This is a genomic window from Halomonas sp. SpR1 (assembly GCF_031010175.1).
GTDB lineage: Bacteria > Pseudomonadota > Gammaproteobacteria > Pseudomonadales > Halomonadaceae > Vreelandella.
The window spans coordinates 147,273-161,822 of the sequence record NZ_JAUAMB010000007.1 but is presented as its reverse complement, the minus strand read 5'-3'; the positions used below and the strand labels follow the sequence as shown (position 1 = coordinate 161,822).

14 protein-coding genes are annotated in these 14,550 nt (G+C 55.1%); 7 read left to right on the top strand and 7 right to left on the bottom strand.

Annotation, left to right across the window (positions count from 1 at the left end; genetic code table 11):
• Positions 1 to 151 precede the first annotated feature (151 nt).
• A complete protein-coding gene (locus QT231_RS07840) occupies positions 152 to 1,876 on the bottom strand; it encodes a peptidoglycan DD-metalloendopeptidase family protein (protein ID WP_308336356.1) in 1,725 nt (574 codons plus the stop codon).
• A 451-nt stretch (positions 1,877 to 2,327) separates the two neighbouring features.
• Between QT231_RS07840 and QT231_RS07835 the strand changes: the two genes are divergently transcribed.
• Together QT231_RS07835 and QT231_RS07830 are read left to right on the top strand one after the other, a co-directional pair.
• Positions 2,328 to 3,251, top strand: coding sequence for a LysR family transcriptional regulator (locus QT231_RS07835; RefSeq protein WP_064234507.1), 924 nt, complete (start codon positions 2,328 to 2,330; stop codon positions 3,249 to 3,251).
• 90 nt (positions 3,252 to 3,341) lie between these two features.
• Positions 3,342 to 4,334 carry a glutathione S-transferase family protein gene (locus QT231_RS07830; RefSeq protein WP_308336355.1) on the top strand — a complete coding sequence of 331 codons (993 nt, stop codon included), beginning with the start codon at positions 3,342 to 3,344 and terminating at the stop codon, positions 4,332 to 4,334.
• An 87-nt stretch (positions 4,335 to 4,421) separates the two neighbouring features.
• Here QT231_RS07830 and QT231_RS07825 read toward each other — a convergent pair whose 3' ends face one another.
• The gene (locus QT231_RS07825; RefSeq protein ID WP_064234509.1) at positions 4,422 to 4,904 is read right to left on the bottom strand and encodes a PRC-barrel domain-containing protein; all 483 of its coding nucleotides are present in this window, start codon (positions 4,902 to 4,904) and stop codon (positions 4,422 to 4,424) included.
• 111 nt (positions 4,905 to 5,015) lie between these two features.
• Complete coding sequence (locus tag QT231_RS07820; protein WP_308336354.1) at positions 5,016 to 5,213, bottom strand: CsbD family protein; 198 nt, start codon at positions 5,211 to 5,213, stop codon at positions 5,016 to 5,018.
• Positions 5,214 to 5,465: 252 nt separating this feature from the next.
• On the opposite strand from QT231_RS07820, the gene QT231_RS07815 reads away from it, so the two are divergent.
• The 3 genes from QT231_RS07815 to nfi all read left to right on the top strand — a co-directional run bounded on the left by QT231_RS07815 (position 5,466) and on the right by nfi (position 8,339).
• Positions 5,466 to 5,741: a hypothetical protein gene (locus QT231_RS07815; protein ID WP_308336353.1), complete on the top strand. Its 276-nt coding sequence runs from the start codon at positions 5,466 to 5,468 to the stop codon at positions 5,739 to 5,741.
• 3 nt (positions 5,742 to 5,744) lie between these two features.
• Positions 5,745 to 7,460 (top strand): DEAD/DEAH box helicase, encoded by a 1,716-nt coding sequence (locus QT231_RS07810; RefSeq protein ID WP_308336352.1) that lies wholly within the window; start codon positions 5,745 to 5,747, stop codon positions 7,458 to 7,460.
• Positions 7,461 to 7,652: 192 nt separating this feature from the next.
• Complete coding sequence (gene nfi / locus QT231_RS07805) at positions 7,653 to 8,339, top strand: deoxyribonuclease V (RefSeq protein WP_308336351.1); 687 nt, start codon at positions 7,653 to 7,655, stop codon at positions 8,337 to 8,339.
• 17 nt (positions 8,340 to 8,356) lie between these two features.
• Here the strand turns inward: nfi and QT231_RS07800 are convergent, their stop codons facing one another.
• Positions 8,357 to 9,073 (bottom strand): glutamine amidotransferase, encoded by a 717-nt coding sequence (locus QT231_RS07800; RefSeq protein ID WP_308336350.1) that lies wholly within the window; start codon positions 9,071 to 9,073, stop codon positions 8,357 to 8,359.
• Positions 9,074 to 9,209: 136 nt separating this feature from the next.
• On the opposite strand from QT231_RS07800, the gene tpx reads away from it, so the two are divergent.
• Positions 9,210 to 9,710, top strand: coding sequence for a thiol peroxidase (gene tpx / locus QT231_RS07795; RefSeq protein WP_308336349.1), 501 nt, complete (start codon positions 9,210 to 9,212; stop codon positions 9,708 to 9,710).
• Here tpx and QT231_RS07790 read toward each other — a convergent pair.
• Both QT231_RS07790 and QT231_RS07785 read right to left on the bottom strand, forming a co-directional pair.
• Positions 9,707 to 10,390: a gamma-glutamyl-gamma-aminobutyrate hydrolase family protein gene (locus tag QT231_RS07790; protein ID WP_308336348.1), complete on the bottom strand. Its 684-nt coding sequence runs from the start codon at positions 10,388 to 10,390 to the stop codon at positions 9,707 to 9,709. The genes tpx and QT231_RS07790 overlap by 4 nt on opposite strands.
• Before the next feature lie 60 nt (positions 10,391 to 10,450).
• Positions 10,451 to 11,461: an amidoligase family protein gene (locus QT231_RS07785; RefSeq protein WP_308336347.1), complete on the bottom strand. Its 1,011-nt coding sequence runs from the start codon at positions 11,459 to 11,461 to the stop codon at positions 10,451 to 10,453.
• A 156-nt stretch (positions 11,462 to 11,617) separates the two neighbouring features.
• Here QT231_RS07785 and QT231_RS07780 point away from each other — a divergent pair, with 156 nt between their 5' ends.
• Positions 11,618 to 14,149: a mechanosensitive ion channel domain-containing protein gene (locus tag QT231_RS07780; protein WP_308336346.1), complete on the top strand. Its 2,532-nt coding sequence runs from the start codon at positions 11,618 to 11,620 to the stop codon at positions 14,147 to 14,149.
• Here the strand turns inward: QT231_RS07780 and QT231_RS07775 are convergent.
• The gene (locus QT231_RS07775; RefSeq protein ID WP_308336345.1) at positions 14,066 to 14,497 is read right to left on the bottom strand and encodes a hypothetical protein; all 432 of its coding nucleotides are present in this window, start codon (positions 14,495 to 14,497) and stop codon (positions 14,066 to 14,068) included. The two genes, QT231_RS07780 and QT231_RS07775, sit on opposite strands and share 84 nt — an antisense overlap.
• Between the last annotated feature and the right edge of the window lie 53 nt (positions 14,498 to 14,550).

Sequence of the window (14,550 nt, the reverse complement as noted above, 5' to 3'; positions counted from 1 at the left end):
CAGGGACTGATCTCGATACTGGACGCGGTAAGATGGCTCAAGCGTTCTTCATGAACCGCCGTGGTACGGAACCGTATGCCCGGTGGTGTGAGAGGACAGGGGAGGCGACTCCCCTTCCTACTCGATTAAGCATTCGTTACTGGATAGCGTGCTAGTCGTCGCTTTCCTGCTGATAGTTAGCCACGCTAACCGGCCCGGTTTCGCCGCTTTCCAGCGCAGCTAACATTGGCGCTGCCTGGTTCTGGAAGGCAATAAGCGTGTCGCCGCTCAAGCTGGTATTTTCTGGCAGGGGAACGGTCATTGCATTCACCGGCGAGTTGTTGACGATGACTTCGTAGTGCAGGTGTGGGCCGGTGCTGCGGCCTGTATTGCCCGACAGCGCGATACGCTCGCCCATTGTTACTCGTTCACCTTGCGTCACCAGCGGTCGGGAGAGGTGCAGATAGCGGGTACGGTAGCCGTTGTCATGACGAATGACGATATAGCGGCCAGCGGCGTGATGGTTACTCACGCGCTCGACAACACCATTGGCGGGAGCCGTTACCGGTGTACCAATGGGCATAGCAAAATCGGTGCCGTTATGAGGGCTGATGCGGCCAGTCACCGGGTGCTTACGGCGTGGGTTGAAGCCAGAGCTTAAGCGGTAATTGCCTTCGAATGGGTGGCGGGCAAAGGCGGGATCCAGGCTACCACCCTCTGGTGTGTAGAAATTATCGTCGCTGGCATTGCGCACAACGGTTAAATCCATGCGCTCGCCGTCGTATTGCACCGCGAGAACGCGAGAATCAAGCGTTTCCCCGTCGATCATGTCTGATTCGACTAGCACCTGGAAGCGATCGCCGCGGCGGCTGTCACGCCTGAAATCGAGTTTCTTCTCAAGCAGCTTCGTCAATTCCGTTACCGAGCCGCTGTTCAAACCAGTCGCCTGAGCGGAGCGCGCAAAACTACCGCTGACGCTACCTGCATAGAGGCGCTGAACCGGTTCGCCCTGACGTTCTATGGTGGTGATGGCGAAGTGATCTGCATCCTTCTCCAACAATATGCCATCGCGGGTGTTTTTCATCATTCGCAGCGATAACAAGCGGCCATCTTCATCCAGCTGATAATCAAAACTGTGACCGGCGCGCCAATTAGTTAGCATGCGCTGATCGGGTAGATCTTCAAGCAGTGCCATCACTTCGCTGTAGCCCAGGCCTAATTCATTCTGCGCCAGCACGGCGAAGGTTTCGCCAGATTCGACAATGTGTGTTTGCCACTCAGGCACAAACGGCTCTTCAGCTGCCAGCTCTAAATCCAGAAACGAGATATCATCGAATAGCTCAATGCCGTAGTCCTCATAAGAGGTGGCGTCGGCTATTTCAACGGAGGAGGAGTCATCTACATCAAGCATGCCACTTGCTAGTGTGCCCAGCACAATGGCCATGTGCAGCGCGCCATCATCAATGCTGCTGTTGCCTAGCGCTAAAGTATTAAGCGTTGGCGCGTCACCAAGAGATGCAGCTTTCAATACCGTGACATCTCCACCTGGGGCGGGTTGGCTTGCCATACCAGCTTCCGCATTGGCAATGACGTCAAGGTCAACGATTTCGGTAGCTGTAAGCTCACTAAGGGGAATATTTTCACGAGTGGCGTCGAGGGCACGGGAGGCGCGGTCGATCGCTTCTGCCACCGGAGTGCGTTCTTGACGCAGGGAGGGAACGCCCGGAGTAGAATCACTTGGAAGCGGTACCAGCACGCTTTCAAGCGGTGTGTGCAGTTGATTTAAGTCTTGGTATGTCGTCAGTAATTTTTGTGTGCCCAGCACTGTGACCATTGTGGCCACGGGTAACAGTAATAATTTATGCGTGCGAGGCAGCGAATGGAGGATTCGCAACATGGGTAAATGGACCGCCGAGTTCGTGATTAAAAGTAACTATAAAGTGAATAAACCCAGGAACCATACCCCATGAAGGCAGGGGTGCATAGACTGTATGTCTATACATAAAATGTAATTAAACATAAAAATAGCAATAATAGACAAAGATTACTATTTATAAACACCGTTTGCTAACAAATGTAACCAGCAAAGCTTGCTAACTAAATATCCTGAGTTAACTATAGGCGAAAAATACGTTTTTTAAAAATTTAACTATGCCCAATGGTAAGTATTTGGCCGCTCGCTAGGCGTGGAGCGCTTTTTTGCCTGCCACTAGCGGCTATTATCAAGCATTTTACAAGCATGGGCGGAAGTGTCGGCTGTTTCCTGGCATTCTAGCCATGCTTTTCGAACACATGCTTTTTCGAACATTAAGCGCATTGTTTCGCTGTATTGCGTTGAGGAAATCGAAATGTCCCGGGTAACACTTTCACAATGGCAAATGTTGGCCGCCGTGGTTGACCACGGTGGCTTTGCGCGTGCGGCAGAAGCTGTACATAAAAGCCCTTCCACGCTGAATCATGCCGTGCATAAATTAGAAGAGCAGTTAGGTGTCCAAGTGCTGGAGCCTATTGGCCGACAAGTGCGGTTAACTGAAGCGGGCGAGCTGCTGCTTCGGCGTGCGCGTCAATTAATCGAGAGTGCGGCGTCGCTTGAGGATGTCGCCACCCGGTTAGCCGCTGGTTTAGAAGCGGAAGTAGTGGTAGCAATCGATCAGGTGTTTCCTGTTGCCGCTCAAGCCAAAGCGTTGGAGCGCTTTTCGGAAACGTACCCACAGGTGCGTGTTCAGTTACACGAGAGTGTTCTCAATGGCGGTATTGAGATGCTCTATGATGGCCGCGCAGATCTTGTGGTCTCTGGCATTGAGGCGCAGGGCTTTTTAGGTGAGCCGCTGGTAACGGTGCGTTTTGTTGCGGTGGCGCATCCCCAGCATGCGCTGCACCAATTGGGGCGCTCATTGGATCTGCGCGACCTGGCCCAACATCGGCAGTTAGTGGTGCGTGATTCAGCACTGCGCCAATCAACCAACGCGGGTTGGCTGAAAGCGGAGCAGCGCTGGACCGTCAGCCACCTAAACACCTCGCTTGATATGCTAAGGCGTGGCCTGGGGTTTGCGTGGATGCCGGAAACACGTATTTCTGAAGAGTTAAAAAGTGGTCAATTAAAACCGCTACCTCTGCCAGCGGGCGGTATTCGCGAAGTGCCGATTCAGATAATTTTCCGCGACCGGGATCGGGCAGGGCCTGCGGCCCATGCGATGGCCGCTGCGCTGAAACAAGCCGTGGTAAGCGAGTGCGCGTTGCATGATTCGACTGACTCGAATGAAAGGCCGTAAAACATCCGCTTGAGCCTCCTTGAAGCGGGCGTATGCTGAAAAAGTAATGCAATAGCTATAAGACCCAAAAAACTTTTCAGGAGACGCTTCATGGGACTACTTGTAAACGGCGAATGGCAAGACCAGTGGTATGACACCAAAAAGCACGGCGGCGAGTTTGTACGCGAATCTGCCCAGTTGCGCGATTGGGTAGGTGACCAGGCTGAGACCGACGGCGATTGTCACCCCGCTGAAAAAGAGCGCTATCACTTATATGTATCGCTCGCCTGCCCCTGGGCGCATCGCGCCTTGATTATGCGCAAGTTGAAAGGGCTGGAGCCGCTGATCGGTACATCTCATGTCAGCCCGTTGATGCTCGACCAAGGCTGGACGTATCGCCAGGACGAGGGCGCCAGTGGTGACCCTATTAACAACGTCGACTTTCACCACCAGCTCTACACCATGACCGACCCGCACTATACCGGCCGTGTTACTGTGCCCGTGCTATGGGATAAACAGCGTAGTGCCATTGTTAATAATGAGTCTGCGGATCTGCTGCGTATGTTTAATCGTGCGTTTGATGAGTTGACTGGTAACGACCTGGATTTTTACCCTCAAGACCTGCGTAGCGTCATTGATGACGTTAACGCTGATGTCTACGACCACATCAATAATGGTGTCTATAAATCGGGCTTTGCCACCGAACAGGCGGTTTATGAAAAGCATGTGAAGGCATTGTTTGACGCCCTAGGGCGTATGGAAGCACGCTTGGCTGAACAGCGTTATTTGGCAGGCGAGTGGCTAACCGAGGCGGACATTCGTCTGTTTACAACGCTGATCCGGTTTGATGCAGTTTACTATGGTCACTTCAAATGCAATTTTAAGCTTATTGAGGACTACCCCAATCTTTCCAATTACGTGAGAGAAATCTACCAGTGGCCCGGGGTGGCTGAGACCGTCAATATGGATCACATCAAACGCCACTACTATTATAGCCACGACACGATTAACCCGACGCGTATCGTGCCTGCTGGCCCACTACTCGATTTTCAGCGGTCCCATGACCGGGAACGTTTGCCGGGCAAAGGGGTGCGGCGGAAATAGTAAGCCCGACACAAGGCGGTTTTCATCAAAAAGGGCCACCCCATTGGGCGGCCCTTTTAACTATTGATGCTGACTGACTTAACAACCTTATTGGTCTGCGTTTACCGCATCGCGAGTGCGCTGCCAAGCGCTCTCAGCGCCTTCTTGTGTCGTTTGCCAGGCATCACGGGCGTTGGCTTTAGTCTGTTCCCACCAGTCATTATCATAAGCAGGGAAGGCTTCCACCTCTTCCTGGCTGGCGTCGACCATGATGCGATGTTCGGTATCACCGTCGGCTTCCGTTTCGGTTTCTAGGGTGAAGTAATCGGTATCAACAACGATTTCACGACCGCCTAGGCCAAGTACTGAACCGCTTTCGATCACAATGGCACTGATACGCATCTCTTCATCAAACAAGATATCATCAACGTTGCCAATTTCTTCGCCGGAACCGCCGGCAAAATAGACCTCTGCATCAAGAATATCATCAGCAGAATACATGCCCTGAGGTTCGTTTTGGGCATGAGCACCCATCGCAAAGCTTCCCAGTAGGGCGGTGCTGATCACTGTAGTCAGGATTGTCTTACGCATAGCATCTCTCCATGTGGCTACGACAAATGTTAACTCGCTTATCGGCTGGTGTTAGCAAGCCGACAGGCTTAAAACAGGAATAGAGAATTGATAGAAGGTGCAGTAAAAACGTTACTGCTTGTCAGCCCAGTCGTCGGCTTGGCGCTCTGCTTCTTCGCGCTCAAGACCATACTTCTGCTGAAGCTTGCCTACCAGTTGGTCTTTCTTACCGCCGATCTGATCCAGTTCATCGTCAGTAAGCTCACCCCAACTAGCGCGGGCCTTGCCCCTCATCTCTGTCCATTTGCCCTCGATTTGATCCCAGTTCATTGCATCGCTCCTTGAGAATAGTGAACTTGTTTAGGCATTTCTCAGGTTAGACCATATGTGCATGAGTGCAAGTCTCTGTTTCAATGTGGTGTAAGTTAAAAATGCTGGTCAGAAGCGAAATGCGATGTTAGGATGCGCCCTCCTCGCATGTGTTGACCCCTCCATCACGACGGTAAGCGTTAAACTGCATAGTTATTAATGAGTAGATGTTAATAGTTATTTGTAGTGTCGCTTGCGGGAACATCTCGCCAATTGCTAGATGTTCATTGCTGTGTAGATGGCGCGCCTCCAGTATTTCACCAAACGGGTGAAATCGGCGCAGTAGGTCGCCACAACGGTTGGCCCGTTAACGCGGTGCTTGCCAACCGGATGCTAGGTGCGACCGGCGTCTCCGACTCCATTGATGGCTATGACCGCTACGGCGGTGCCTGTTTCGTTAACGACCACATGTTATGTCGTTATGCGATGACAAAGTCAGAGACGCTTATGATGTTTTTTGCCGGTACTTACCGGCCTACCAAGGTGTGATTAATGACCTCGACTTCTGTCGCTTCGCCGAGCTTCGGCGATCTCGCTCTATTGCCTGCCGTTTTGTCTGCTGTTGAATCACAGGGCTATCTAGTTCCCTCGCCGATTCAGGCGCAAACCATCCCTGCGCTGCTTGAAGGCCGCGATATGCTGGGCCAGGCCCAGACGGGTACCGGCAAAACCGCAGCGTTTGCATTACCGTTACTGTCACGTTTAGAACTGACTCGCCGCGAGCCGCAAGTGCTGGTAATGGCGCCAACCCGCGAATTGGCTCAGCAAGTAGCTGCTTCGTTTAGCAAGTATGGCCAAAACCTGAAAGGTCTTGAAGTTGCCACCCTCTGTGGTGGTCAAGAGTACCGTGAACAGCTGGGCGCCCTTAAGCGTGGCGCACAAGTGGTTGTGGGTACCCCAGGCCGGATTATCGACCACCTGGACCGCGGTAGCCTGAAGCTTGACGGCCTCTCCGCTCTGGTACTGGACGAAGCTGATGAAATGCTGCGCATGGGCTTTATCGACGACGTAAAACGCGTGGTTGCCGATACCCCGAAAGATGCCCAGCGTGTGTTCTTCTCGGCGACACTGCCGACTGAAATTGAGCGCATCGTTAACCGCTATTTGGTTAATCCGGTGAAAGTCGCCATTGAGTCTGGCACCACTACCGGCGAAAACATCGAACAGCGCATTGTGCGCGTTGATGGCGGCGCTAAGCTGGAAGCGCTGTCGCGTATTCTTGAAGTTGAACCGGTCGATGGCGCTATCGTCTTTGTGCGTACCCGTGCTGCGTGTACCACGCTGGTTGAGCAACTGACCGCACGTGGCGTTAACGCCGCAGGCTTGTCGGGTGATCTGGATCAGAGCCTGCGTGAGCGCACCATTACGCGCTTGAAGCGTGGCAAAGTCGACGTGCTGATTGCGACTGATGTGGCTGCGCGTGGTCTAGACGTATCGCGCATTACTCACGTTATCAACTACGACCTGCCCCAAGATGCGGAAGCCTATACGCACCGTATCGGTCGTACTGGTCGTGCGGGCCGCAGCGGCATCGCGATTACCTTTGCGGGTTTCCGTGAAGGCCGTAAAGTAGGCTGGATGGAGCAGGCAACCGGTCAGAAAATGACTGAAATGCCATTGCCTGATGAAGCTGCCATTCGCGCCCACCGCGATGACGTCTTCCATAACCGGGTTATCGCTTCCTTAACCAAAGGCGCAGAAGAGCAGCGTGCCTTGATTGAGCGGCTGATCGAAGAAGGTCACGACCCGATTGAGCTGACCTGTGCGTTTGCCGCTATGGCACGTGCTGACGAAGCGCCGATCGGTCGCCTACAGGCACCGCGCAAAGAGAAGCCTTCGCGTGATGGCGCGCCAGCCGGTAAGCCGGGTGCACGTCGTGAACGCACTAGCGGCCCGACCGAAGGCATGACGCGCTACCGCGTCTCCGTTGGTCATAAAGATGGCGTCAAGCCAGGCCAACTTGTTGGCGCTCTCGCTAATGAAGGCGGCATTGAAGGCGCGCGTATCGGCCGTATCGATATCCGCAACGCTTTCTCTGTGGTCGAACTGCCGAGCGGCTTGCCCTCGACGATTCTGACTAAGATGGCCCGTGCTCGTGTGGCTGGCCGTCCGCTGGAAATCAGCGAAGACAGCGCACCGGCTGAGCGTGCTCCACGCCGCCGTCGTGATGAAGGCGATGCGCCGGTTCGTCGTCGCGAACGCGCCTAGGTCTTTATCAACGTAAGGGTTGATGAGTTGCCGTTAAACGGCACCTGAATCAGTCTCAAACGCCCCCGCACCTTTCCAGGTGCGGGGGCGTTTTTTTGCTACCTTAGTCACCATTCACCATTCACCATTCACCATTCACCATTCACCATTCACCATTCACCATTCACCATTCACCGTTTCAAGGAGGAAGCCATGTTCACACCACTACACGAATGGAATCTGGCACCGAGGGAGGCGAGGGCACTGCAGTCGCAATTGGCCAAACGCTTGGAAATGACAGACCGCTTAGCACCGGTAACGCATATCGCCGGGGTAGATATTGGTTTTGAAGAGGGGGGCGAAATCACCCGGGCGGCGGTGGTGGTATTAAAATGGAACCCCGCCACAGCACCCGAGTTAAGCGTGGTTGAGCAAGTCGTTCACCGTGAGCCAACGCGTATGCCGTATATTCCCGGCCTGCTGTCGTTTCGCGAAATTCCCGCTGCGCTGGGCGCGTTTGAGAAACTCAACGTGATACCTGAACTGGTCATGGTCGATGGTCAGGGGATTGCGCACCCACGCCGGTTAGGGGTGGCGGCTCACTTAGGGCTATGGCTGGATTTGCCCACTATTGGAATTGCCAAGTCGCGCCTATGTGGCCAGCACACTGAAGTGGGCGATCAGCGTGGTGACTGGGTGCCGCTTTACGCGGGGCAAGAGACCATTGGGGCGGTTTTACGCTCCCGAACCAGGGTTAAACCCGTCTACATATCGCCTGGGCATCGCATCACCCTGGAGACATCGCTTGAGTGGGTGATGCGCTGCTTAGGGCGCACCAAGCTGCCTGAGCCAACGCGGCTGGCGGATCGATTGGCTTCGCGACGTGACCTGCGTAAGTAGTCGGCTTGTGCTAAGCGCTACACAAACGCCAAAAAACGTCGCAGTAGGCTGGAAGCTTCGTGGCAGTCCACAATGTTTGCCAGCAGCGTATCGGGCTCTTCGCCCTGGTCGCGAAGCGCGGCGCGCTGGCGCTCAAGGTAGGCGCGCATCACCGGCGGCGTAAACTCGGGGTGAAACTGCACGCTCCACTGGCGTGGGCCGTAGCGCAGCGCCTGGTGGGCGTCGTGGCTGTTATGGGCCAGCACCGTGGAGCCGTGAGGCGCCTGCATCACCGATTGGGCATGGGTCAGATGGGCAGCAAAGCTTTCCGGCAATTGGCCAAACAGCGGGTCTTGCTGTCCCGCTTGGGTTAGCCGCACGGTACGTGTGCCGGATTCCCTACCCGCCGGGTGGTAGTCGCTCACGCCACCAAAAGCGGCGGCCATTAACTGGTGGCCGTAGCAAACGCCTAGCATTGGCGTGTCGTTTGCTAACGCCTCTTGCAGCCACGGCTTGAGTGCTTCGCTCCAGGGCTCGGCTTCACTGACCATACTGTGCGAGCCAGTAATCACAATGCCCGCGAGGGTCTTAAGCTCAGGCGCGCTGGGTTGGCGGGTTGCATCCCACACCTGTAAATCTAAATGTGCGGGCATAGCCGTGCTAAGCTGCTTTGCAAATAGCGTTTCAAAATCACCGTGCTGGTCGACAACTTCCGGAAAAGCGTCGCCAGTTTTAACGATCAATACACAGGCCATATCACTCCCTCGGTAGGATGAAACGCAAACGTTGAACAAAGGTCTTTCAGGAACAGCGTAAAGGCGTGAAGATAGCCTACCATGGCTGCTTAAATGGTAAGAACGCATTAATTATTAACGTCATAAGGAGAGGATAATGCAACAGATTACCCGCGCAGGTGAACCACTGGATGTGGCGGGCACGCTGCCCGCAACAGGGCAGGCGGCACCTGCGATGACGCTGACCAATACCGAGCTGCAAGACGTTACGCTCGATACCTATGCAGGCAAGCGCAAGGTGCTCAATATCATTCCCAGTGTGGATACGCCTACCTGTGCCATGTCCACGCGCCACTTTAATGAGTTGGCGTCGAACCTTGCTGACACCGTGGTATTGGTTGTCTCTGCGGACTTACCTTTCGCGGCCAAACGCTTTTGTGGCGCAGAAGGGCTGGATAACGTCGAAACGCTATCGACTTTCCGCCACCCAGAGTTTCGTGAAGCCTGGGGGGTGGCGCTGTGCAACAACCCCATGGAAGGCCTTTGCGCTCGTGCCGTCGTGGTACTGGATGCCGACAACCGGGTGCTGCACAGCGAACTGGTGAGCGAGTTGAAAAATGAGCCCGACTACGAGACTGCCTTGGCGGTGCTGAACTAGCTCGTATGATGTTTGGCGTGCCGTTCTGACGCCCGCACCAGTGCGCGAATCAGGCGCTGCTGCGGGCGGTTAAATATCAGCCACTCCGGGTGCCACTGAACGCCAATCAAGAATTCGTGTTCCCGCGACTCAATCCCTTGCACTAAACCATCTCTGTCACGTGCAACGATTTCAATCCCTTTGCCCGCCTGATAAACGGCCTGATGATGCAGACTGTTAACCCGGCACCAGGTGACCCCTAGCAAGCGATGCAGCATACTCGCCCCTACAATATCAACGGTTTTACGTGGCAGTACGGTGCGTCGCCTTTTTAGCCCTTCATGGGTGGTGTAGATATCGGCGTCCAGGGTGCCGCCAAGGTGCACGTTGATTAATTGCGCCCCCCGGCAAATGCCCAACACCGGCGTATGCTGGGGGATAAAGCGCTCAAGCAGGGAGAGTTCCAGCTCGTCCCGCGCAGGGTCTAAACGGACATCCAGCTGTACTTCGCCACCGTAAAGGTGGGCCTGGATATCGTCGCCGCCGCCGATGATTAAGCCATCAAGGCTTGCCGGCAGTGGGCGCGAAGGGGATAACCGTAGCGGTTTGCCGCCATGCCGCCAGACGGCAAACCAATCAAACCACCACGCTAAATGGCTTTTTTGGTCAGAGGTAGTAATTCCGATAAGCGGCCGAGTCATGCGGGTCGTTACTCACTGTGACAGGAAATGAAAGATGCAAAACGAGGCATGGTAAGAAGGCTAGCGCTCACGACGCAGCCAGCGAACCAATTTCTCTTTTACACGGGTAAACATTGGTCGGTTATGATCGGCGATATACTCATCGCAGCGGGCGAGCAAAACCTCAGAATTAGCGGCCAGTTTCTCAACTTCCGCCCAGCGATTCCACTCGATCACTGAGCCCCACCCTGGCTGGGAAAGCTGGGCGTTGGGGAGACGATAGTGAAAGGTAGGGCGTGGCTTGGTAAGCGGATTATGCAGTAATTCATGAGTGTGGTCGGGGCGCAGGTAGGCAAACAGCGGCAGCAAATCCAGTTCGCGGTTGCGCGTTGGATTGTAGTGTAGGTAGTCGTTAATCAGCGTATCGAGATCCGGCGAATAGCGTCTATTAAGCACTTTAAGCGCATAGGCTTTGTGAAATGGGTTCGCGTGGGGCAGCATCTCGCGGGTAATATCGACTTTGATTTCGTCGCGCAGCCAGCCAGCCAGCAGCAGGTAAGCGCGCAGCATGGCCAGCAAATAGTCAGCGTCAAAGCGCTCCACTTCTGGGTTGAGGTGTAACCCAAACCCATACAGCAAGCTGGCATCGGTGCCCTTGGCGCCGTGCTCACGCAGTGCTTCAAACAGCGCGTCTAAATCTTCCAGCTCATTCCAGGGTATTGGAGGGCAAACGATTTCGGTAGGCACCAATCCGGTGACCATATCACCAATCAATTCGCGGGTTTTTTGATGAAACTCGATTCGCCGCTGATGCTGATGGCGCGCCCACTCGCTGTCTTGGACGTGCGGGTCTTCAACGAGTGTTTTGTCAGGATGAGCGTACTGAGTGTCGAGCTCGATACCAAATTCGCCCCAGCGTGTACCCTCTACTAGTAGCCGGTGGGGGCTTACCACGTTAAGCTCCCCGCCAAACAGCTCGCGTACGATCATCGCCGTGTCTCGGGGCGGCAGGCCAGCGAATTCAATTTCGACCCCAACTTGCCGGATTTTCCCGTGGCTATTTAAGCGATTAGGCGGAGCTTGTAGCGTCATCTCGGCATCCTTGAGGTGAACGTTTAAGTCTCCAGCCTATCATAGTCACGCGTTGAGACTGAGCTTGTGGCCTGAGCTTATGGCTAAGTTCAGTAAACTGAAGCGGTGGCAAACGATAAGCAGGGCGCCATCAAGGCTAATTTTCAGGAGTAAGGCGTGCGACAGCACTGGTTAATCAACTCGCTAATAGGCGTCGTCTTGTTTGTGTTAGCAAGCCTAGCAGTGACGAGCATGGCAATAACCCAGGCCCAGGCGCAAGTGGTGTCGCTGCCAGGCCTAAGCAGCGGTTCTGAAGAGCAAGCGGCCGAGGTTAGTGGTGAAGAGTTCCAGTCGTCCTTAAATGACGTCATCACCATGCTCGAAAACGAGCAGCAGCGTACCGAGTTGCTTAAATCGCTACGTGAGTTGCAGGTCACCGCCGACGCTGCCAGTGAGGATGAGGGCGTAGTGCGCCAAGGGCTGCTAGGGGCTCTTGCCGACACTTTAAGTGACCTTGGCGACCAAGCCGAAGCGGGTGGCTCTCCCATTGATGAGTGGGCGCGTCAATTGGCACAAGGTGTTGAAGATTTGCGCGCGCTTAATGATGATGCCGACCAAGGTGAGGCAATTCGGGCGGTGGCCGAGGGGGCCGTGCTGGCCTTTATTTGGGGCGTATTGCTGGTCGTGATGATTGCCTTTGGACGTATGGTGGCCACCCGGCGGGAGTGGCCGCTGGATCTACCCAGAGATCCAAAAGGCTGGTTGATGGCGGTGCACTTCTTGCGCCGTATGCTGCCCTGGGCGTTGTCGTTTGCTATTACGCTGGGCATTGGACAAGTGTTGCCCGATAGCCCTGGGCGGACATTAGTGCTGGTGGTGGCCTATATCTGCCTGTGTGGCCGGGCTCTCTCGGTGGTATTTGAAACGGTGATCGCGTTCTTTAGCCGCGGCCATCGGTTTACTGCGGTACAACTACTTCAACAACGCGCTTTGCGCGGTCTATTTGTGATCGGTGCCTTGATTGCGCTTGGTGATGCAGTTAACTCCTCTCGCTTGGTGGAAATGCTGGGTAGCGAGCTGTCGAGCCTGGTGTCGGTGCTTTCCAATATGCTGGCGGCGCTGCTCGCGGCGCGGTTTATTATCAAATTCAAACGGCCCGTGCGCCACTTGATTTGCAATCGCCCCTTCAAGCAGCGTCGTGATGCCAGTACCGCGGTCGAAATGGTTCGTTCTCTGGGGGGGCTCTGGCACATCCCCGCGCTGTTACTGGTGAGTGGCTCGCTACTGGCGATTTTTATCACCGTGGGGGATGTGGGTACCGCTCTGGCGCGCTCAATTATTTCTGCCAGCCTGTTGGTGCTGACGCTGGTGGTCACTGGGCTGCTGCGGCGTCAGGCAGAACGGATAGGCAAGCGCCGTCATCGACACCGCCAGAGCCAATATCGCAAACGTTTAGAGCGCTTCGGCTTTGTGTTGGCGCATATCTGTTCATGGATGGTATTTGCTGAACTCTCGATGCAGGTGTGGGGCAGTTCGTTCTTTGGCCTGGGCCAGCAGGCCGTGGCCAGCGCGCGGATTGGGCAAGCGCTGATGAGTCTGGGCGCCACCGTGCTGCTGGCTTGGCTGGTGTGGATCTTTGCCGATACTGCTATTCAGCGAGCGCTGACGTCATCAGCACGTTCGCGGGGTCGGCGGGTCAATCAGGCCCGGGCGCAAACCATTACGCCGATGATTCGTAATATCATCTTCGTCACCATTTTGATTATTGCCGTCATTGCCGGGTTAGCTAACTTGGGCGTCAACGTGACGCCGCTGTTAGCGGGTGCCGGTGTGATCGGGTTGGCGATTGGTTTTGGTGCTCAAACGTTAGTACAGGATTTAATTACCGGTATCTTTATCTTGATTGAGGATTCGCTGGCGGTTGATGACTTCGTGCAGATCAATAGTCATACAGGTACTGTCGAGGGGCTGACTTTGCGTACCGTGCGGCTGCGTGATTTAGATGGGATTGTGCATATCATTACCTTCAGCCGCATTGAATCGATTCATAACATGTCGCGCCAATTCGGTATCGCGCTGATGCGTATCCGTATTCCGTTTGATATGAAAATCGACGATGCGATTACGCTGATGCAGGAGACTGCCCAGGAGCTGCGCCGCGATCCGATGATGCGCCACTACATCTGGTCGCCGCTGGAGATGCAGGGCGTCCAGGGCTTTGAAGATGGCTGCCCTATTCTACGTATGCGCTTTCGCACCGCGCCGGAGATGCAGTGGGATGTTTCACGGGCGTTTAACCTGCTGCTGAAGCAGCGTATGGAAGCCCAAGAGATTGACCTGGGCGTACCGCGTCTCAGTGTAAGCATGGAAGCGCGCTCCGAAGACCGTATGGAGGCCGCCGCGGGGACTTCGTTCTCTTTAGAAAAGGGCTCACAAGAAACCGCGCAAGAAAATGGCTCGTCTGAGAGTGAGCAGGGCAAGGGAGAAGCGACGCAAGCAAGTGGATCAAACGACGAGCATCATAAGAAACCAGCACCGCCGAAGCCCGCGCCGCAACCGACCAAGGCTGAGATCCGCCAGGACGAGCAGGCGCGCAAGCAAGATAAGACGGCTAACCGGGCAGTGTCACATCGGCAAAAGCCCCAGGCACAAGGCGAGCCCCAGGGCGATACCTATGCCAGCCCCGGCGGCGAACACGGCGATGAGTAGCCATGGGCCGCGTAAGCGGCGCCAGCGGTTATACAGCGAGACCGCGTGGCTAACGCGGTCAACCAGTTCGTCGTGACGGGAAATAGCGTGGTCAGGCGGCAGCGAAAAGTCGTTGGCGACATCGCCCTGCCAGTGGGCGCCGTGGCTGAGCCCCAGGCGCGCGCGTAGCCTGCCGATATCGCTGACGGTGTCGTGCAGCGTATCGTAGGTTTCGCGGCGTTCGGCAATCGCGAACACCGCCTCGGCATCCTGACGTAGGGCGCTATGCTGGCAGCTAGCCACGGCTTGGCTGATTTCCTGGTCGTTGGCCTCGGGGGAAACCGCGAGGCGCTGATACAAATCACGCATTGGGAGCTATTGTTTCTCTTAGAACTGATTTTTCTTAGGGTTAGTTTTTCTTA

What these genes read in the sequence shown, in the direction of transcription:
- QT231_RS07840 (WP_308336356.1), bottom strand. Translation starts at nt 1,876, where the DNA reads ATGTTGCGAATCCTCCATTCGCTGCCTCGCACGCATAAATTATTACTG.
- QT231_RS07835 (WP_064234507.1), top strand. Translation starts at nt 2,328, where the DNA reads ATGTCCCGGGTAACACTTTCACAATGGCAAATGTTGGCCGCCGTGGTT.
- QT231_RS07830 (WP_308336355.1), top strand. Translation starts at nt 3,342, where the DNA reads ATGGGACTACTTGTAAACGGCGAATGGCAAGACCAGTGGTATGACACC.
- QT231_RS07825 (WP_064234509.1), bottom strand. Translation starts at nt 4,904, where the DNA reads ATGCGTAAGACAATCCTGACTACAGTGATCAGCACCGCCCTACTGGGA.
- QT231_RS07820 (WP_308336354.1), bottom strand. Translation starts at nt 5,213, where the DNA reads ATGAACTGGGATCAAATCGAGGGCAAATGGACAGAGATGAGGGGCAAG.
- QT231_RS07810 (WP_308336352.1), top strand. Translation starts at nt 5,745, where the DNA reads ATGACCTCGACTTCTGTCGCTTCGCCGAGCTTCGGCGATCTCGCTCTA.
- nfi (WP_308336351.1), top strand. Translation starts at nt 7,653, where the DNA reads ATGTTCACACCACTACACGAATGGAATCTGGCACCGAGGGAGGCGAGG.
- QT231_RS07800 (WP_308336350.1), bottom strand. Translation starts at nt 9,073, where the DNA reads ATGGCCTGTGTATTGATCGTTAAAACTGGCGACGCTTTTCCGGAAGTT.
- tpx (WP_308336349.1), top strand. Translation starts at nt 9,210, where the DNA reads ATGCAACAGATTACCCGCGCAGGTGAACCACTGGATGTGGCGGGCACG.
- QT231_RS07790 (WP_308336348.1), bottom strand. Translation starts at nt 10,390, where the DNA reads ATGACTCGGCCGCTTATCGGAATTACTACCTCTGACCAAAAAAGCCAT.
- QT231_RS07785 (WP_308336347.1), bottom strand. Translation starts at nt 11,461, where the DNA reads ATGACGCTACAAGCTCCGCCTAATCGCTTAAATAGCCACGGGAAAATC.
- QT231_RS07775 (WP_308336345.1), bottom strand. Translation starts at nt 14,497, where the DNA reads ATGCGTGATTTGTATCAGCGCCTCGCGGTTTCCCCCGAGGCCAACGAC.